Genomic DNA, 19,323 nt, shown 5'->3' on the forward strand with positions numbered 1-19,323 from the left:
TATTATGCGGCGGAGGCAAGTCGGACTTGGCCGGCCCTGACGGGCGTCAGGGCGGCTCCGCCACATAATCTCGCCCGACGCATAAATGCGGATCCCCCGGACCAACGTCTCCTGAACCTGCAGAGCGAGACCCTGCATTCCGCGACGCATATCGGTCCGGCCGACCGCCAACCAGATCCACACCTGGCTCGGGACTGGGATCATTAAACGCCCAGCGCCTTCACCATCGCCGCCGCCAGTGTCGGCGGCGTGGTCAGCGGAATCCGCAGCCGCACCTTGCCGGCGATCTCCAGCTCGATCACCGCTGGTGGCGCCGCCGGCCTCGACGCGGCGACAGGCTCATCGGGAACCACGACAACTTCGGCAAAGCCCGTCTCGCGGGCTCTCACCGTGCGCCGCCACTTATAGATCAGGCTGGTCGCGATATCGTACTGACGCGCCACCGCCGCCACTGTGGCCCCGGGCGCGAATGCCGCGGCCAGTATAGCGCAGACTCGCTACCGTGCCATGCTCGCGCAAGGCGGCCCTCGCCGGAGGCGTACTCCAAGGCCACACGGGCCACACCTCCGGTTCTCGCCGGCGCAACCGCGGTCATTTGCCGGCCCATCCGCCGAGAATGGTGCGGGTCATGCAGCCCCGAGAGTTGTGCCCGTCCGTGCAGTTGCCGGGGTGGCCAGGATCGTCGAGCGGCTGGACATGATCCCGCCGGCAGTTTTGCGCTGGTCACGCGCCGCCCGAAGTTACGCTTGTCGCCGCTGCTCGGGCGCGGTCATGCAAGCCGCAAATGAGCCCCCTGCCGGCGCACCGTCGCAGGAGGATGGCCAAACACGGGGGGCCGCGCCGCCTTTTCGACGTTGCCCGTTGGCCCTTTAAGCGTACGCCTTGCTTGTTAAGAGATGGATGCCCCGGTCGATATGATCTTCTTTGTCGTTACTTCGACCTCTGAAACATGGCACGATTGATTCCCACGAGGGTCGACGGTTTGAATTGACGTGTGGAATTGATCTGTTGCCGCATCTTTTAGCCAACTTGGTGTCCGCCATCGGCCGATTGCGTTCTTGTTGGGAAGAGATCCAGCGCATTTCCTCTCATAATCTGTTCAATGAGATCTCTTGCTTCTTCCAATACGATCCAACCATCTGCAACGAGCTCTGAAATCGCATTGGAGATCCCAATTCGGGCGATCCGCGCGTGACCAACTATAGGCTCCGCGCAAACGTAGTCACCACCAAATGTGAAAACCTTGTGACTAGGAACGGTGACAAGAAATTCCTTCAAGAAGTGCCTGCTTGCTATCGGATTAATTATCCACGACCAGCACATATCCAGCGACACGTTGGAGTAGTGTTTAGCCAGTGCAATAAACTCTCGCTCATAGGGATAACCAATGTGCATTAAAACGAACTGCACCTCCGGAAAGTCCTGCAAAAGCCGGCATAAATCGCGGGCATTATCGCGGACACGCGAAAGGTGCATTACATTATTAGATGCTAAGATGCCGGTGTGCAATTTAACTGGCAGTCCGTAGTCTCCAGCTTTAGCAACGCAATAGCGAAATAGGTAGTCCTGCAAAGCCTTCAGATCTTCTGGTCCGAGGGCATGGAACCTACCCGACCGATCGGCTTGGTTCACAAACAAGCGTGCGGCTCTGGTCTTTGTGACAGGTTCGAAGTCAAGCGCCCGGGAATATGCAATTTGGCACTTGACTGCTACTGCTTGCGGCCCGCATGTCGCGAAGTAGGAATCAATAGTGTCGAGCCAGCCTTCCAATGACGCGGGCCGTCTGTCAGTTTCTGCCTCAACACGTGCGAAGTCCGCCGCGCTGCAACGGCAAAGGCCGAGGATGCTCAGATCTTGCTTTAAAAGCGAGGGCTGCTCAGTCTTCATGAAGGTGCGTTGCATTGAATTGACGTGGCATATTTCCACATTCGCTGCCTTAAAGACACGAGAGTAAAAGCCCGGTCTGACCAGATCATGGTATCTTTCGGCAATTCGAGAATACGTTTCGCGTGTGAGGTCACCTTGGCCATAGAGTTCTTGGAAGGTGTAGCGAAGCGCTTGCCCATAGCCTGTATGCCGTACTCGCTTCCAATATCGTTCAACTAATCGAAACTTTTCATTGTCAGTAGCTGTTGATCCCAAGAACTGTTGTAATTCGGATGTCGGCATCCCCGAGGCTATGAAATCTTCAGCTACATAGTCTTGGAAAAGGTATGCCCAGTCATTGCAAACAAAAAGGCGCGGGTCAAGCCTTGCCGACACGCGCTGACTCTCCTCTAAAAGATGTTCATGCGTGTCGATGAAAGGTGTCTCCTCGACCCAGTCTCGAATCTTCTTACACGATTTGTTCAATGGGATTTCCCCCGGTAGACGTTAATATCCGTGCTTTCTAAGTGGCCTTCTTGGAACGAGGCTCAGGCCTTTGCCGCCCCTCTCTCGCTCACGTTCCATCGCCGTTGTAGGGGAGAGGGAGAGTTGCGGCGGCGCCGACTGCTAGCTCGCGCTAGAACGGCTTTCTTCGCCACCTCGTGGGAGACCAATTCGAATGGTCCGTCACCGACTGGATCCGCGACGTATCAGATTCATCCTTCTCGTAATCGGTGGACGCTTAGCGCAGGATAGTCCGCTATACCCTGGGCCTGTCGAGATGTCGAAAGTCGAGCAATTCAGTTTGACGGCATGATCGTCGACGTTCGTGACGGCGTCCTCACGCAATTTGTTGGTCCTGTCATCGATGAGCGCCGCCATCGAATTCCCTGAAAACATCCTTTTTGCACTAGCGCGCGATGTTGGATACCATGTCATCGACATTGAAATCATCGCCATTGTTCCACTTCACTCCTTTTTGCAGGTAAAGAATTTACTGGGGTGGCATCTTCATCGACATCCCAACTCTCAAGCAGCCGGGGCGCGAATGTGTACTTCGCCGACCAGTCATATGTTATAGCGTCCTTCTGGCGTTCGCGGTCCATGGCCGAAGCATTCTACCTTTCTTGGAGGTTTTCTGAATGGATTGTGACGTCTTATCGATTGTCCGCACATTCTGGCTCAGCCAGGCAGGTGATAGGAACGAGCATCCTCCCCCACCATTGCCACATACGGCACATGGTACCGAAATCCAGAGGACTGGCGAAGTCTAAATAAACTCAAGCGCCACGCTACTTTTTTGCTGTCAAGATGACGCTGCCCCAGTTTCTATCCAGTTTTGAGTTCGTTTTCGGCGTGGAGAGCTCGTACATGTCGCTCTCCCAGTTACCCCACATGCACGCAGCGCTCGGGCGCGCCCACGAGCGCGATGGACCGGCGTAGGTTCTCCAGCCAGCGGTAGCTCTCCTTCGTCTCGATCGGCACACGTGGGATTGATGTGCCGCTTGAGCGCGAGCGTTCCCTTGAATCTCGTTCGGGTCCAGCACTTCAGTGCCGTCAGACAGAGGGGTGTGCCGTGAGGTTGACGGCCAAGCTCGAACGCATCAGTTCCCCGCAGAAAGTCAGCACGTTGGGCTGCCCAGACTTATAGCGCCCGGCGTTGATGATTTTGGTGAAGCCGATTTTGCCCGGTTGCGCGCGGCTGTAGATAAATTCGATCGTGTCCTGCAGGATAAGAATCGGACCTTCGTTCGCCGCAACGCGCGCCGCAGTCGCGGCGAAATGGCCGGCGAGAACGCTATGTTCGCTCACACGCGGTTGCCAAAGAAGCGGTAGGCCGCCTTCGCCGCTGCCCAGTCGCCACAGACCGCCGGGATCGGCTTGCTCGGCGCTGCTGAGATCCAGCAACCGCTGCAGCCGGCGGACCAGGCGCTTGTCGGAAAGGGCCGCCGCGCAAAGCCCTTCCTGCCAAGCGGCTTCCTTGCTGCTGGTCTTGTCTCAATCCATAGCGGCACCGTGATTGGGTGTCACGGACAGAATCACGGCAGATTCATACGGGGCAATAGGCCCGCCGACGATGTGGGTAATCGAAAGCTTCACCGGATGGGTACTCTTCCTGCCAAGTGCACGAGTCCGGTCAATACCGTTGTCAGGACCGGGACCATGTGCCGATCGCCGCCACGCGTCGCCTTCAATCCCCGCCGCACGTAGGGTCAACGAGGGAAAAACGGATGTGTTCCGCTTCACCGTTCGCTCCCCGGTCCCGGACCTTCACCCGGCTGACGCAGGGCTGTCCGGGGAGGTGGCGCCTCGCTCGATGGTGATGGTGCGCCCGATCTCGGCGTCATTGACATTGGCGTGGCTGATGTCGAGGACGCGCGGGCGGTCGCTGTCGGGATCGTAGGCGACATGCAGCTTCATGCCGCGGATGCGGCCGTTCGACTTGGCCCAGCCGCAGGCCTTGCCGAGCGGGATGGGCGTGGAATCGATCAGCCGCAGCATGGCCGCGCCTTCGCGGCGCGTGTGCCGGTCGAGCTGGCTGGCGAGGGTCTCGAAGGTCTCGGCAAACATGCCGACGGGGCGCCGCCGGTTGGCATCCGACAAGGTCGAGCGGCTCAGCCGGTCGCTGCCCAGGTGATAATGATGCTGGCAGTTGGCGTTCCAGACCGCTTCAAGGCCGCGCAGGCTGTCGGCGCCGCTCAGCTGCGCGTAGATCAGCACCATGAGATGATCCCGGCTGTGGAACGACTTGTCGTAGGCGTCCCCGTCATGGCTATCCACAATCGTCTGGAAGCGGCGCCGATTGATCGGTTCAACCAGCTTGCCAAGATGCTAGACCTAAAGCGCATGCCCCGTCCCTTTCTGAGTCTCGACAACCAGAAGGTAGACGGAAAAACCCCGTCTTATACCAAGAGTCATGGGGTTTGACTGACATGGGCCCATTCGCGCATCCCGATTGATGTGATGGTCTCGGAAGCTGCGAGGAGTTTCTGCCAGGCGTCGCAGGCCGCATCGATGATATCGTCATAGCTGTCGAAGACACGGTTGGAGAGCCAGTTCTGGCGCATATACTGCCAGACGTTCTCGACCGGGTTCAGCTCCGGCGCGCGCGACGGCAGGAAGATCGGGGTGATGTTGTCCGGTATGCTGAGGTTTGCGGTGGTGTGCCATCCGGCGCGATCCATGACGAGTACAGCATGGGCGCCCTTTTCGACATGGCGGCTGATCTCGTTAATATGGAGTTGCATGGCCTCGGTATCGGCAAATGGCAGTGCGAGAGGCGCCCCGGTACCACGTGCTGGGCAGATGGCGCCGAACAGGTAGGCGCTCTTGTAGCGCTGGTCGGCCGGCTGTCGAAGCGATCCTTGATGACTTTCTTGAGGTCGATCCGCCGCCAGCGAACGACGCCATCGACGGCACGATCCGGGCCCTTCTCCACAAGCGCGGCCAGTTCGGCCTGCTGCTCATGCGACAGCCGGGACGCTGGTCCCGGCGCCCATTGGTCCCCAAGACCATCGGGGCCGGTCGCGTTGAACCGATGCACCCAGTCGCGTAGCGTCTGGCGATCCATCCCGCCGATCCGGGCCGCATCGGCCCGGCTCATGCCGTCCAGAACCGCCGCGATCGACAACAGCCGGCTGCTCTGGCGCACATCCTTTGAGTTCCGGGCAAGACGGCGAAGCTCCCCCGCCGAAAAGCCCGTCCGCAACTTCACCACTGATCCCATCGCCGAATCTCCTTCGGCTATAGGGAATCACCGCGCGCAAATCTGCCAAAATCACAAAGAGTCAGCAGCCAAGACCGTTGGTATTACGGGGCATGCGCATGCGGCATTTCGGTTCACCACGCTCCTTCCCCGGACAGCCCTGCGGCTGACGGGCAAAAAACCCCACGGGACGTCATCGGCGATAGCTCAGTTGTGAGCAGCTTTGGTCCACAGCAGGCCCTCGGACCATACGTATTCAACGCGTCCCCACTGGCACGCTGATGCAACATCCGGGAAGAATCCACGTCCATTGTAGTTGGCGCTCGTATTGCAAAGCAGTGGAATGCCTGTGAGTTTTTCATACTCGACAAGAAGCTCCGCGACCTTGTGCCTAGAGGTTCTGGGAATGGTCTGCAAACGAGCAGATCCGTCTAGATGTATAACGGCCGGGATTTTATCCCGCCATTCTGCCCGTGTCTCATGATCGAATAGCATATAAGGATCAGGCGTCCCTGGGTTGAAAATTTCCGGCGCGCGATCTTCTAGGCATATAGGTGCGACTGGTCGGAAGTGTTCGCGAAGTTTGATGTCGTTAAGGTAATCCTTCATTCCCGTTGATGTCGCGGCTGCGAGAATGCTTCTGCCACCCAATGCCCGTGGTCCCAGTTCGGCGTGGCCGGTAAGGAACACCACGGGCTTATCGCTCGCGAGGATGGTAGCAAGTTGATGCATGCTGCACGGCGCAGCCTCCCATTCGGACGGCACATCCCTGCCTATCAGTGCGGGGCCGCTGTAGACTGACCATTCCAGCGGCACGAAGCCTCTGTCGGCCGCCATTGCGGAGCAAGCAGCACCTATTGCCGCGCCGCTATCATTCGGAAAGGGGGGCACCCAGACAGCATCGAATAGACCGGTAGCACGTAGTGTGCTGTTCCATTTGATATTAAGGCCACAGCCACCGGCTATACACAAATTGCACGATCCCGGAAACCCCGAATGCCGTTGCAAAACGCTCGTCATCTCCCGGATGAGAAGACGCTCGAGGAAGCAATGAAACGATGCAAGTATGTCTTCGGGCCGCTTGGCCTTCAATTGGAGCGCACTCGCGTGGAAGAAGTCGTGGATAGCCGCAAGTGAGGATTCGACCCTGCTCTCTGCATGGTAACCTCGAGCATGTTCAGCATCGGCCGCAAAGCGCTCCGAGTAGAGCTCTCGAAACACAGTTATGATGTCTTCATCAGCAGATCCCAGCGCGATATAGGCCATTAGCTTGCCGGCAACACCCAAATCGTCCTTGTTGCTGCGGTTCGTATAAGGTCCGAAGTGATCGGCTGCGGCAGCATAGGCTTCACCTATCAGCGGAAAGAGGCACTCGATAAACCGGGCGCCGCAGGGATCTACATAATAGAGACGCGGAAAAATGATGCCGTCCCATACGAGGCAGAAGGCGGATTGTCCGGCTTTGGCAAAAGGGCTGGTGCAGTATGCGGAAGCCAAATGGCCTGCCACGTGCGGATAGCTTCTATAAGGAAAGAACCTGCCGTCGAGCATCAGGTTAAAGCCGTCACTTGAGGTGAGAAGACCCTCGGCATGGGGTTCAACATATGACGCCCACCTGAGCGTGAGAGGTTTCGCCCCGCTGAGGACCTGAAAACCCCTCCTCCACCACCCGCCGTCGACGACGAACCGATCAACATCGCTCGGATCCATGCCGTGCTCCGCCAAGGCGACAACAACGGCGTCGAGATTGTCGATGGCTTGATACCGTCGATTGTTGTCTCGCTTCTCGTGCTCGACACAAAAGACAAGGCGTCCGTCCTCTATAAGGGCGACCGCTCCGTCATGCCTCAGTTTGATACCACAAATGCGCATAGTGCCTCCATGTCCAAGCCGTCGACAGGCGACCTGACAATGTCGCACCGAACTTAAGGCCGTTTACAATCCTACAGAGCAGCTCAATCAGCCCTTGATTCAAACGAACTAAACCAATGGCTACGTCGGGGACAGCTACCAAATCGAATAGGCTGTCATGGGGCTCTCTGATCGCCGCCCGCGACGAGAGTGCTTCGCCAGCCTCTCTGCGGTCTCGACTCTCGCCTCCTCGGCACGGCAGCCGGACTTCTTGTGGAACACCTCCGCCTTCCAGCGCAGGGCGTACCAGGCCTTGCTTCTCGACCGCCACGGAAAGATCTTTGACCGGCAGGTTGGTTACCAGCTTCCAGTCGATCGGATCGCGACCGGCCGGCGGATCCTCTTCGAGGGCATTGATGTACGTCAGAACCTGCGGACTGTAGCGCCCACGGGCGGTAAAGTGTTGATGGCGGGAATTTCACCTGACGCGAGGTCGTCTCGTCCTGATCGACGGTAATGCGATGACGTCCCGCCCAGGGCGCCGCCGCAAATTGGGCAAAGACGACAGGATTGTGTGGGACAGCATCGGCAGGCCGCTCGGCCAGCCTGCTCGTCTGCACCCGCACGAGGAAACTGGTACCAAGGTCCAGCGCGGTGCAATAGAGCGCGTAGATACCGCTCTCCCGGTCACCCCCAGCACACAGCGCTCGGGCGCGCCAACGAGCGCGATGGACCGGCGCAGGTTCTCCAGCCAGCGGTAGCTCTCCTTCGTCTCGATCAGCACACGCATGGGATTGATGTGCCGCTTGAGCGCGAGAGTTCCTTTGAATTCCGTTCGGGTCCAGAACTTCACTGCCGTCGGACCGAGGGTGTGCCGTGAGGGTGACGGCCAAGCTCGAACGCATCAGTACCTGACCTGATGTGGTGGACGGCCTCCGCTCCCGGCATCAATGTGCCAAAGTGTGGCTGTCGAAAGTCACATGAGGGAGAGCCGTCCATGGAGAAGGTCAGTAACCGCCCGGTTGTTACCGCGGAGATTTCGCTTTGATGCGAGCGATGAGTTCCTGGTCATCGACGAAGGCTTCGAGGAAGTCATTCCATTCGTCAGCGGTGCGGCGCGCATGGGTAAGCATTTGCTCCAGCTCTTCCATTCCGTCGCGGGTAAGCGAAGTTATTGCCTCGTCCGGTCCGGTGTAGACGCTGATGATGCTGCCGTAGCTCAGGTTGTCATCATTGCTGACGATCGCCTGAAGGAGTTCGGCATCTTCATCGAGCAATTTGGCGACGTAGTCGATGCTGAACACATGGGTCACCGTTGCCATCAGGCAGCCTCGGCGGAGATGGCGGTGACAGGTGACCAATTCCAGGGAACCAACTCGTCGAGGCGATTGATCTTGTGATCGTGGATGCGGTCGAGCACGTCTGCGAGATATGCCTGCGGATCGATGCCGTTCATCTTGGCCGTCTCGATGATTGTCATGGCGCGAGCCAGGGTCTCCGCGCCGGTGTCGGCGCCGGCAAATAGCCAGTTTTTTCTTCCGATTCCAATCGGGCGCAGGGCTCGCTCGGCGGCATTGTTGTCCATGGCGACGCGGCCGTCTTCGAGGAACAGGCACAATGATGGCCAGCGGCTCAGGCCATAACGGAAGGCTTTTGCCAAATCGCTCTTGCCCGGAATGCGGGTCAGTTGCGTTTCGATCCAGACACGGAATGCCCCGATCTTTGGTTTGCTATGCTTCTGACGTGCGGCAAGGCGGGCATCGGCAGGCTGACCCGCAATGCCGTGCTCGATGTCATAAAGCGCACCGATACGGTCGAGAGCCTCGCGTGCGATCTCGGATTTGTTCGAGGTCCAGATATCATGGAAGTCGCGTCGCCAATGCGCCCAGCATGCCGCTTCTCGGAAGCGGGATGTTCCATCGGCTCCAGGCTCATAAAGCTTGCCGTAGCCTTTGTAGCCGTCAGCTTGGAGGATGCCGCCTGTCTGCCTCAGATGGCGGAGGACGTGGTCTTCCTTCCAGTCCGGAGCAAAGTAGTAGACCGCGCCAGGCGGAGCGCCGCCCGCCCATGGGCGTTGATCGCGGACATATGTCCAGATCCTGCCTTTCTTTACGCCTTTCCCCAGCCCTTTGTCCTGCATGGAGCGATCCAGCACCCGGATCGGGGTATCGTCGGCATGAAGAAGGTCGCTGGCCATGATCACGGTTCCGATCCGCTCGATCAGGGGCTGAAGCACCTGCATGGCGCGACCGCACCAATCGACCAACGTACTGTCGGGGATGTCGGCACCCATGCGGGCGAAGATTTCGTTCAGGCGATACAATGGCAGGTGATCGTCGAACTTCGAGACCAGGATGTAAGCCAGAAGGCAGGCGCCCGCCATGCTGCCTGGTATCGGACGGCTGGGCGCGGGCAACTGCACTATCTTTTCGCAGCAGCGGCAGGATTTCTTCAACCGAGCGACCTCGATGACCTTCATCTGCGCGGCGATCATGTCGAGGATTTCGCTTGTGTCTTCGCCCACAAGACGTAGTTCACCGCCACAGGCGGGGCAGCAGGCGCCGGGATCGAGCTCCCTGCGCTCGCGAACTGCCTTGTGCGACACGCGCGGACGCCGGCGCGTGATCCTTTCGGGCGCGTTCGTCATAGGCGCGACAGACGCTGCCTCGTCGGCCTCATTGATTGGCCCGGCATTGCTCTCCGCCGCGGCGATCAAAAGATCCTCCAGCGCCAGTTCCAGCTGCTGGATTTCCCGCTCGACTTTTTCCGAAGACTTGCCGAAGACCTGTTTCTTCAGCCGGGCAATGCGCAGCCGCAAGGCCTGGATCAACTGGTCATGCGCCTGCAACGTCGCCGACATCTTCGCATTTTCCGCCTGCAAGGCGGCGATCATCGCCTTCAGAAAGGCAGGATCGTCTGGAAGATTTTCGGCGACATTCGGCATGCACCTGACTACCATAAGTCAGGGCGAGTAGCCATAAAAACCATTAGATACAGAGAGATAAATCACCGGACACGCGCCGGCGGCGCACCCCAATTGGGGCGTCGCCAGTCAATTCCTTCCCACAACATCGCCATTTGCGCTGACGTCAGCCGGGCCGTCCCGTCGGCCGCCGACGGCCACGGAAAGCGGCCCTTCTGCAAGACCTTGTAACAAAGACAGAACCCCTGACCATCAAAATAAAGAAGCTTCAAACGGTCGCCACGCCTTCCCCGAAAGGCGAAGACCGCGCCTCCCGTCGGCTTCTGGCGCAACACATCCTGCGTCAGTGCAGCCAAACCCTCGATCCCTTTGCGCATGTCCGTGAACCCGCAGGCAAGGTACACCCGAACCCCAGTTCCCGGTCCGATCATGCTGTCTCAACCGCCTGGATAAGCCGAGTCAGAGTGGCGGTATCGATCTCTCTGTCAAAGCGCAGGTTCCGCCCACAGCATAGTTGCAATTCGACCAGCGCTGACAATCTGTCGGTGCCTTTGCCCCTACAGGGTTCGCTCCGCGCCACGGGCATGTCCACGGGAAGGAACATGGGACCCGCCGACGGCAACAGGAGCCCCTTCCTCCTCAGCTCTCGCCGCCAGGTGTAAATCTGCTGCCGTGTCACATCATGCCGCTCGGCAACCTCAGTCACAGTCGCCCCGTCAATTCCAACCGACATGACGATGTCGAGCTTCTTCTTATCACCCCAGCGACGACGCCGTTCAGCACCAAGAATCTCGACACGCATCGCAATCCTCGCACAAGACACGTCGCAAACGACGTCGTTAAACACGTGTCATAGGCCATCACGACGATATCAGGCAGGCGGTGACAATCGGGCGGTTACGAAGGTCAGCACAATCGGTCTGATTGTCGCCAAGCACGTCTTTCAGATGCACCGGCGTGGACGCGGAGGGCGCGGTGGTTGTGCGCCTGGGGAAGTTGGGACTGTCAGATCCCATGGGCGGGTGGATAGCGATCTGCTCTCTGGCAGAGTGGAGTTGTTCCACCAACTCTCTCTGGAGACGACCATGGATATTGTAGCCGACCGAACCGAGGAACCGACCGCCATCCGCACCGATCTTGGTGCGGTCTTTGTCTCGATGGAACTGAGCCGATCGAACTGGCTGATCACGTCGCTGGCGCCGGGCAACGGAGCCAAAATGTCGAAGCACGTGGTGCACGCTGGCGACGTCGCCGGCCTGCTGGAGCGTTTTGCGCAGCTTCGGGAGAAGCCGCAAGCGCGGGCGGGGCGGCGCTTTCCTATTATTGTGATCCAGGAGGCAGGCCTCGACGGGTTCTGGGTGCATCGTGTGCTTCAGGCAGAAGCGATCGAGAGTTACATCGTCGATCCCGCCTCAATAGCAACCTCGCGCCGTCGCCGGCGGGTGCGGACGTTGCTCGCCTACAAGTGGAGCGAGCCACGGGTTTGTGCCATGTCCAGGCGCCCAGCCGGGAAGAGGAGGACCGCCGCCACATCACCCGCGAGCGCAAGACGCTGACCCAAGAGCGGGTGCAGCACGTCAATCGCATCAAGGGTCTGCTGTTCGCCCAAGGCATCTCCGGATACGAACCAGCGCCGCGACCGGCGACAACGGCTGGAGGAACTGCGGACCGGCGATGGCCGGGCGCTGCCGACGTATCTTAAGACCCCAATCGGCCGTGAACTGGACCGACTCGAACTGCTTCTTGAGCAGATCAAGGCAGTGGAGGCGGAACGGGACACACTGTTGAGCAATGAGGTGCGAGGCGCGATGATGCCTGCGGCGGCCGTGCTGCTGGACATCAAGGGCGTCGGGCGGGAGTGCGCCGCCGTTCTCTAGTCAGAAGGGCTGTTCCGGCATTTCGACAATCGCCGGCAGGTGGCGGCCTATGCCGGCCTAGCGCCGACCCATGCGCAGCAAGATCCAGCCCAATTGTGATAACCTCATTCATGGACGCCTCCTTCAAGTGGTTTGCAACGCCACCACTTTGGCATGGACGCCCCTTCGCGGTACGATCGTGCCATCGGTCCCCGTTATCTCCGAAATCCCATACCTTCTACGACAGCGCGCCCAATGCGACGCGCTGTCCAATGTTTCGGGATCGTTGTTTTAACTACAACTTATACGTCAGTCAGCCACCAGCGCTCCAAGCAGCGGAAACTATCCAAATCCCAGTTCGATCCAAGGTTGTTGTGACCGACTTTGGTGGAGAGCGCGTTAACGTAGTTGGCAAACACAGGAATGACTGCACCGCCGTCGTCTCGACAAAGTTGCTGCATCTCAGCATACATCTCGCGCCGCCTGGAATCGTCGAGTTCGCCCCTCGCAATTATGAGCAGTTCGTTGAAACGCGGATTTTTCCAATGGGTTTCATTCCATGGCGCTCCCTCAGCATAAACCTCCGAGAACATCCAGTCCGCGGTGGGCCGGCCATTCCAATATCCGGTCCACCAGGGCTTTTTCATCCAGACATTATCGTCGTAACCGTCGGCCGGCTCGCGCACAACGTCGATCGTAATGCCTGCCTTTGCCGCATCCTGTTGATAGAGGACAGCGGCATCCACGGCGCCAGCGAACACGTAATCCGACGTTGACAATTTGACCTTCAAGTCTGCTAACCCGGCCCTCTTGAGATGGTATCGCGCCTTGTCCAAGTCCTGTTCACGCTGCGGAAGGTCTTTGGCGAAGTAGCGATTCGAGGCAGCAATGGGATGGTCGTTTCCAAGCTCGCCGTAGCCCCGTAGGAGCATGTCGACCAGCTGCTTTCGATTGAGAGCGTATTTGAGTGCAAGACGCACATCCGGGTTGTCGAACGGGGCACTGTTGACCATCATCGGAAATATATAGTGCTGTGTGCCCTTAACCGACGTAATCTCAAGCTTCTCATTTCGTTCAAGCAGGTGAATTGTCTTTAGATCACACCTGTTCATTGCGTGGATCTGTCCGGTCACCAGAGCGTTCGTCCGTGCTGTACTGTCAAGAATTGATAGGACCTCAACCGAGTCGAACCACGCCGCATTCGGCTTCCAATAGTTCGTAAAACGCTTGGCTGTGGCTTTCACGCCGAAGTCGATGTTTTCAAGAACATAGCCACCGCAGCCCACTCCAGACAGATCAACATTTCCGTCCTTAGCCGGCAGGATGGGCAGCTGAAAGTGCTCTGTCAGGTACGGAAAATCTACGCTTGGTTTCGTTAGCGAGAAGACAATCGTTTCAGGCCCATCCGCACGAATTTCTTCGATAGGATCAACGACGACCCTTGCACCGGACGTGGACTGCTTGCCCCTATGATGGTTAATAGAAGCAATAACGTCATCTGCCGTCAGCCTCTTACCATTGTGGAATTCAACGCCCTGGCGCAGTTTGAATGTCCAGGTTTTTGCGTCTTTCGACGGTTCCCAAGACTCTGCGAGTTCGCCAACGAGGTTTCCGTTGAAGTCAATCTCGGTAAGGTAGCCATGAAGGCCATGGGCGAATATACACATGGATGACTCTAAATACCTAGCTGGATCCAACGAGGCGGCTGTGGAACCCGAGCCCACGCCGATTTTGAAATGTCCTCCTTTTTTGGGTTTGGCCGCTTTAGCGACAGCAGCAGAAGCGCCGCTAGCCGAGCCAATGACCATAGCACAGGCCGCTGCGGACTGAATAAAGCGCCTGCGGCTGATTGCCAACACACGCGGTGAAAACAGGTTCTCTTCACCCATTTAACCCTCCTTATTTGATCGTTGACGTTGGTTGTGCAACAAGTCTGGAAAACTGCGCATGAGCAGCGTCAATGCCTTAGTCCCGAAACCGGTGGTCCTTATTGTCCTCCATGTAACCGACTATTGACGTAGTAACATGAGTGGTTGAAGCTGCAGCGGTGCAAAAAAATCACCTGGCGGGTGATATTATCTCGAATAAAGCCCGGGCCGGTCGAGTAGCCAAGCCATCGGCTTTCGCCCTCGCAGATCCGGCCGGGCGGATTTCCCGCATCCCGGCCACATTGGCCCAGCCAAACAGGTGTTACTGAGCAATCGACGCGTGCTTGATTGCTTCCCAAACCTGGCAAGCATGCAAGCCTTCTTGTCTTCAATCTTGACAGGGAACATGAGAGACTAAGCTGTCGGCCTTGAACTATCGGTAAGCCATCGATCTGGCTTGGTAAGAGTCCGTTTTGAAATTCACGGATGGGCATTCGCCTGAGCAAATTGCGACGAGGATCATTGCGTGGGACCGTCGATGCGCTGCTCATAGTCACGCACCAAACGGCGCCATCGCATCATCCAGCCGCAGCACGTGCCGGTCGACAATGCGTCGGGAAACCGATTTGAGGAGGGCCGAATGCGGGATCGTGTCGAAGTATTTTGACAAATCGGCGTCTACCACCTCGGTATGGCCCCGGCAGATCAGCCGGCGCGTTTCCTTGACTACTTCGCGTGCGCTGCGACGTGGTCGGTAGCCATAAGCGCTGTCCTCGAAGTCCGCCTCGAATATCGGTTCCAACTCCAGCTTGGCGGCTTCGGGAGCATCACCCGCACCCGGCTGTGGCCGGTAAGTCTTCGAGACAAGTTCCCCGCGCAGGCCCGCCAGCCACTTCCCCACGCCTTCCGCTTCGATCTGCGCGAAGGCCGCACCGTCCACGCCCGGCGAGCCCGCATTGGCGCGGGCCAGCACATAGGCATGACGCAGTATGTCGTTGCGGAAGATCTTGTCGTCGAGCACATAGAAGCGGAAAGCGGACTCCGCCTTCGCCTTACAATAGAGCTTTCTCTGCAGGGTACTGATCTTATTGGGTTTCGAGGCTCATCGCCAATCACCCCCTCCTCACCAACTTCGAAAGCACACCAGAAGTCAGGGTCCTTTCCTCCGCCGGGATTACCCGGCCTCAACGGTCGTATGACCCTGTCCGACTCCCGCCCGGTCCATCGCCCAGAAGCGATGTCGAAGCCGCGACCTCCGACCGGACGGGTCTCCCCAATTACCCGTATCACCCTTCCAACGTGCCGTGCCCAATACCCCGGCAGACCGGACAGGTGCGTGTGTCGATTGCTTCCCTGTCCGCACAGTCGCCCCGAGCAAGAGGTGGGTCGGCGTCTTCATTGACTCTTTCGAGGCCTGCTCAGGCTTCACTCGCGTTACGGCCCGCTGGATCGCTCTTCGCGATCTGGGCCATCCGACCCCCGGCTCTGCTTCGTCCACATCCAGAGCTTGAATCACAAACCGGTCCGACACGAAATCCTCTACAGCCGAGTTTCCAAACGGCCTCTGAGCGTGTCCCGACACACCGGCCGCCACAAGAATCCCCCCAACCGGTCGCAAGGCGAGCCATCGATGCCGTCAGGCAATGATAACTTAATATAACTTTAACATTTTCGGCCTTGTTGTTACTACGAATGCGTACGACATTCCGTCACTAGATGGGACTAGAGACGTTAGCAAGTACAACCAATCTCTTGCTCGGAAGTAAATTCGCCTTTGCCATAAGTCATGAAAATACTTCGTGCGCTCGCTCTCCTCGTTTAAGGGAGGATGAGCCCCGACGTTTCGCGAAATCTTCAGTAGTTACTGCGTCTGCATAGCCTACGCAAGAGCACGCCATGACCGCTTCATCATTCGCATTGATCATTTTCACTGTAAGCATGAACGCACTAGCTCAAGTCGCTTTGCGCGCGGCTATGCTGACGCTTGGGCCATTACTGTCCGGAGGTTCACACCCAATCAAAATCGTTTTGGCATTTGCTGGCAACTTTTATTTTCTGGGTGGGTTGTCCTGTTATGCACTAAGCCTCTTATTGTGGCTAATCGTTCTATCAATCTATGACGTTAGTGTGGCCTATCCAATGCTATCAATTGGATATGTCATTGCGGCTTTACTCAGCTTGTTTCTGCTTGGCGAAGTAATACCACTTTCAAGACTGGCCGGCCTCGCGTTGATTTGTGCTGGCGTTGCCATAATTGCCTGGACTTCGTAGTCTCATTCGACACCTCATCACTAGAGGCTCATACTTTGTCGGAGCGTATATGGCATCCGCTCTCGCCCGGCGGAGAGAGAAAGTTGTCGTTTTCGCTCTCGATGAGCCGCAAGCAACTAGATCTAGCAACTCGATAGATTTCAAAAAAGGGTGACGTGGGACAGGACCGTGATCTCAGGAAGCTTTGTCTCCCACGGTACGATGTGGTCTATCATCTTGCAGCGCATCAATTTCACCGTGGTGTACCTTATACAAGTCGAGACGAGTGGTTTGCAGACGTGGACGTTAATGACACCCGCTGCCTGGGGGAAGCAATCTCAGCGGGTTCCACGCAGCGAGTTGTTTTTTTTACGGACATGACCCATGGGAAACCCGATCACGCACCGGTCAAACCGACCCATATGCAAGGTCCGATCGGACCGTACGGTAGGAGCAAGGTTCTAGCGGAGCGGCTTCTGATATAGGCCAGTCGGGAATTCGGCCTCCACGCGACTATATTTCGGCCAAGACCGATCACTGGCGCCGGGCGCCTTGGAATCTTAAACCTGTCCCGCTAGCGCATCGAGCGGCGGTTGCGGTCCAACGATCGGAAACTCGCCGGTCGTTGACCAGCTTGAAGAGAAGCGCGTTGACGGTCGGCTGGATCGTAATGCCCTGGCGCGTGGACGATCGATGAACGCTTCTGCAGGTTTCCTGGCGGCAATTTCCGCTCGCACCGACTCTTCCATCAGCATCTTGGCGCAGCCACAGTCCTTCTGTGGCCTGATAGGGCTTTCCGCTGCGAATGCGGTAGTCCTGGTTGCTTCCGGTCGGCGAATTCGACGCCGTGACAATCGCGTGCCGCACATTTTTTGCGCTGCCGTAAGCAGATTGATATGCCCTGCTTATTGATCGCTTCAAACCGGGCAACCGTTTTGGGATGAATGACCCCCGCCATGTGGATTAACGCGGCGCATTGGGCACACGGGCCACGAATGCGCGGACAGTTTCCATTTCTCGGATACCACCCGTCACACTTCCACACCTTGCTGACGCAACTGCGACAAGTGTTCTTCCGCAAGAGCCAGTGCCCCCTCCGGTTGCAGGAAGTCCGCTTCCGGCAAATCTGTCGTCAGCGCTGTCGCAACGCGCTGGCGACATTGGCAATGGCTTTGTCTTACAAAGCCAGGACAAACGCCAACGCGATGCAGGCGCCGATTAGATAGCTAGTCTTGTCCTTGAGAGCAAAAGCTACCGGATCGTCATGCAACTCCATGCGATGGCTCAGGATCCAGATCCTTTGCAGCCATATGAAGATGCCGGCGGGCGCGACGAAGAGCCATACGGAATTGTGATATGCTTCGGCCACTCTGGGGTCGAGCACAACGAAAATCAGCATGATGACAATCGAAGCTGAGCCGGAAGCAAGGCCGTAACCCAGGGTGAGCGGCCAATCCTCGGGTAAATATCCCCGCCCCTTGATAAAGTCCTTTCCTTGGGAGTGCGCATGCATCACCTCCACGTGACGTTTTGCGAGGGACAACGAGAAGAAGAGCAAGGATGAGAAAGAAAATAGCCACGGCGAGAATTCGAAGTCGTTCAGCGCCTGCCCCATGACGATCCTCAATGTGAACAGATTTCCAATCACAGTCACGTCAAGCAGGGCGTAACGCTTGAAGCAGAACGAATATGCTAATGTGAGCGCCAGATAGCTTGAAACAGCCAGCGCGAATCGATAGTCCAAAAGCAAGGCTATTCCAAGCCCGGTAGCGAGCAGGAATATGCTCGCCAAAAAGCCGCGGATGATGCTTATTCTGCCGGCGGCTATTGCCCTTAAGCGTTTGGTCGCATGCGCCCGGTCCGCCTCCAAATCGGCCAAGTCGTTGATGACGTAGGTTGAAGAAGCAACGAGACCGACAGCAAGGAAGGCGAACGCCGTCTTCAAGACGACAGGAAAGCCACCCACTGTAGGGACAAGAAACAACGGAACGAAGATCAGCACATTCTTCGACCACTGGTGTATCCTGAGTTCAGACAGCCAGTCCTTCACCGGCTCGTTTTTTTCTGGGACGATCGTCCTAACCTCGACGCCAACCTTACGGAGTTGACTTGCGTACCTTGCTGCGTTGCCAACAAGAACGGCTCCGGTGGATGCCTCCCAAATAGGAAGATCCGCAGCACTATCACCCACATAGATGAACCCATTGGGAAAGTTTTCCTGAAGCCATTTCAGCTTGTTGCGACCCTTGAGATTCAAGGAGCCATCGCTGCCCTTCGCTCCGTCGAATCCGCCAAGATGAGAAATGACGTTGTCAGCTATGCTCTGGTCAGCTGCCGTGACGAGATGAATTTCACGGCCCGCAGCGTGCGCACCACGTATCAGATCCAACACCTCTTCACGATATGGAAGCGCCCGCGCTTCAATCGGACGAATGTTTGCCAGCGTCTGTTTCAGGGCCGCGCGGTTAAACCATCCTGGAACGGCGCGAAACAGGCGCTGCGGCGAATGAAAGAAGGCATGACAGAAGTTCTCATGGCAGCTGTCCGACTTGGTCAGAGTGCCATCCAAGTCACAAACTAAAGGTAGGTGACGGTCAAAGCATCCCAGATCAAACATCATTATCTTACACCCTAATGGATAGTCAGAGTCATCGCTGCAACTCATCAAGGAGGCAAACAGCGCTGTCCGGGCCGAGTTCGACAGAGGAAGATGCTTGGTCTGGGGCTTACCGATTGTCGCCGCAACCGTGTCGCTTCCTTGAGAGCACCCACGCAGCGATGTGACCTAACGCATCGCTGTCGCATTAATATTCTCATGTCCACGGTCGACACGGCGGGGAACGCATCTAAGAGAGGGGTGAACCTCCGGATGGGCCCGAAGTCTGGAGATGTGAACTCACGCCGACCTGACATGTTGTTTCTTCGTTCCCAGGCTAAATCTTTGCAGTAAGAGCATCAAAAGTGGTGCCAACTATGCAGCGAGAGGCAAAGAAGGTTTTTCGT

The 19,323-nt window shown here is 57.4% G+C and carries 15 protein-coding genes and 3 pseudogenes; 4 read left to right on the top strand and 14 right to left on the bottom strand.

The window, feature by feature from the left end:
• Positions 1-203 precede the first annotated feature (203 nt).
• Both NKG99_RS31770 and NKG99_RS31775 read right to left on the bottom strand, forming a co-directional pair.
• A complete protein-coding gene (locus NKG99_RS31770) occupies positions 204-485 on the bottom strand; it encodes a transposase (protein WP_352873230.1) in 282 nt (93 codons plus the stop codon).
• Between the two features lie 535 nt (positions 486-1,020).
• Entirely contained in the window at positions 1,021-2,352 is a 1,332-nt protein-coding gene (locus NKG99_RS31775) for an amidohydrolase family protein (protein ID WP_352826271.1), read from the bottom strand.
• A 382-nt stretch (positions 2,353-2,734) separates the two neighbouring features.
• Between NKG99_RS31775 and NKG99_RS31780 the strand changes: the two genes are divergently transcribed.
• Positions 2,735-2,947 (top strand): hypothetical protein, encoded by a 213-nt coding sequence (locus NKG99_RS31780; RefSeq protein WP_352826269.1) that lies wholly within the window; start codon positions 2,735-2,737, stop codon positions 2,945-2,947.
• A 476-nt stretch (positions 2,948-3,423) separates the two neighbouring features.
• Here the strand turns inward: NKG99_RS31780 and NKG99_RS31785 are convergent, their stop codons facing one another.
• From NKG99_RS31785 to tnpA, 9 genes and pseudogenes are all read right to left on the bottom strand, one after another.
• Entirely contained in the window at positions 3,424-3,774 is a 351-nt protein-coding gene (locus NKG99_RS31785) for a hypothetical protein (protein WP_352826276.1), read from the bottom strand.
• Positions 3,675-3,881, bottom strand: coding sequence for a transposase DNA-binding-containing protein (locus NKG99_RS31790; protein ID WP_352826267.1), 207 nt, complete (start codon positions 3,879-3,881; stop codon positions 3,675-3,677). The genes NKG99_RS31785 and NKG99_RS31790 overlap by 100 nt, the downstream gene beginning before the upstream one ends.
• 286 nt (positions 3,882-4,167) lie before the next feature.
• Positions 4,168-4,715: pseudogene (locus tag NKG99_RS31795) on the bottom strand (DUF4372 domain-containing protein); the annotation flags it as partial.
• Positions 4,716-4,781: 66 nt separating this feature from the next.
• Positions 4,782-5,593 (bottom strand): annotated as a pseudogene (locus NKG99_RS31800) (IS630 family transposase).
• Positions 5,594-5,779: 186 nt separating this feature from the next.
• Positions 5,780-7,444 (bottom strand): nodulation protein NodU, encoded by a 1,665-nt coding sequence (gene nodU, locus NKG99_RS31805; RefSeq protein ID WP_352826121.1) that lies wholly within the window; start codon positions 7,442-7,444, stop codon positions 5,780-5,782.
• 1,004 nt (positions 7,445-8,448) lie between these two features.
• Positions 8,449-8,745, bottom strand: a complete 297-nt coding sequence (locus tag NKG99_RS31810; RefSeq protein ID WP_352503320.1) for a hypothetical protein — start codon at positions 8,743-8,745, stop codon at positions 8,449-8,451.
• Positions 8,745-10,367, bottom strand: a complete 1,623-nt coding sequence (gene tnpC, locus NKG99_RS31815; protein ID WP_352873216.1) for an IS66 family transposase — start codon at positions 10,365-10,367, stop codon at positions 8,745-8,747. The genes NKG99_RS31810 and tnpC overlap by 1 nt, the downstream gene beginning before the upstream one ends.
• Positions 10,368-10,429: 62 nt before the next feature.
• Positions 10,430-10,777: an IS66 family insertion sequence element accessory protein TnpB gene (gene tnpB, locus NKG99_RS31820; protein ID WP_352873218.1), complete on the bottom strand. Its 348-nt coding sequence runs from the start codon at positions 10,775-10,777 to the stop codon at positions 10,430-10,432.
• Positions 10,774-11,148: an IS66-like element accessory protein TnpA gene (tnpA, locus tag NKG99_RS31825; protein WP_352873220.1), complete on the bottom strand. Its 375-nt coding sequence runs from the start codon at positions 11,146-11,148 to the stop codon at positions 10,774-10,776. The genes tnpB and tnpA overlap by 4 nt, the downstream gene beginning before the upstream one ends.
• A gap of 283 nt (positions 11,149-11,431) precedes the next feature.
• Here tnpA and NKG99_RS31830 point away from each other — a divergent pair.
• A pseudogene (locus tag NKG99_RS31830) lies at positions 11,432-12,292 on the top strand (transposase); the annotation flags it as partial.
• Positions 12,293-12,504: 212 nt separating this feature from the next.
• On the opposite strand, the gene NKG99_RS31835 reads toward NKG99_RS31830, so the two are convergent.
• Positions 12,505-14,091 (bottom strand): ABC transporter substrate-binding protein, encoded by a 1,587-nt coding sequence (locus tag NKG99_RS31835; RefSeq protein WP_352826119.1) that lies wholly within the window; start codon positions 14,089-14,091, stop codon positions 12,505-12,507.
• Between the two features lie 532 nt (positions 14,092-14,623).
• On the bottom strand, positions 14,624-15,091 hold the full coding sequence (locus tag NKG99_RS31840) for a hypothetical protein (RefSeq protein WP_352873222.1): 468 nt from the start codon (positions 15,089-15,091) through the stop codon (positions 14,624-14,626).
• Positions 15,092-15,966: 875 nt separating this feature from the next.
• Here NKG99_RS31840 and NKG99_RS31845 point away from each other — a divergent pair.
• Positions 15,967-16,341, top strand: coding sequence for a DMT family transporter (locus NKG99_RS31845; RefSeq protein ID WP_352826115.1), 375 nt, complete (start codon positions 15,967-15,969; stop codon positions 16,339-16,341).
• Between the two features lie 155 nt (positions 16,342-16,496).
• Complete coding sequence (locus NKG99_RS31850; protein ID WP_352873224.1) at positions 16,497-16,805, top strand: NAD-dependent epimerase/dehydratase family protein; 309 nt, start codon at positions 16,497-16,499, stop codon at positions 16,803-16,805.
• 692 nt (positions 16,806-17,497) lie between these two features.
• Here the strand turns inward: NKG99_RS31850 and NKG99_RS31855 are convergent.
• The gene (locus NKG99_RS31855; protein WP_352873225.1) at positions 17,498-18,940 is read right to left on the bottom strand and encodes a UbiA family prenyltransferase; all 1,443 of its coding nucleotides are present in this window, start codon (positions 18,938-18,940) and stop codon (positions 17,498-17,500) included.
• Positions 18,941-19,323 lie beyond the last annotated feature (383 nt).

It is taken from the genome of Mesorhizobium sp. M1409 (assembly GCF_040317535.1).
Taxonomy (GTDB): domain Bacteria; phylum Pseudomonadota; class Alphaproteobacteria; order Rhizobiales; family Rhizobiaceae; genus Mesorhizobium.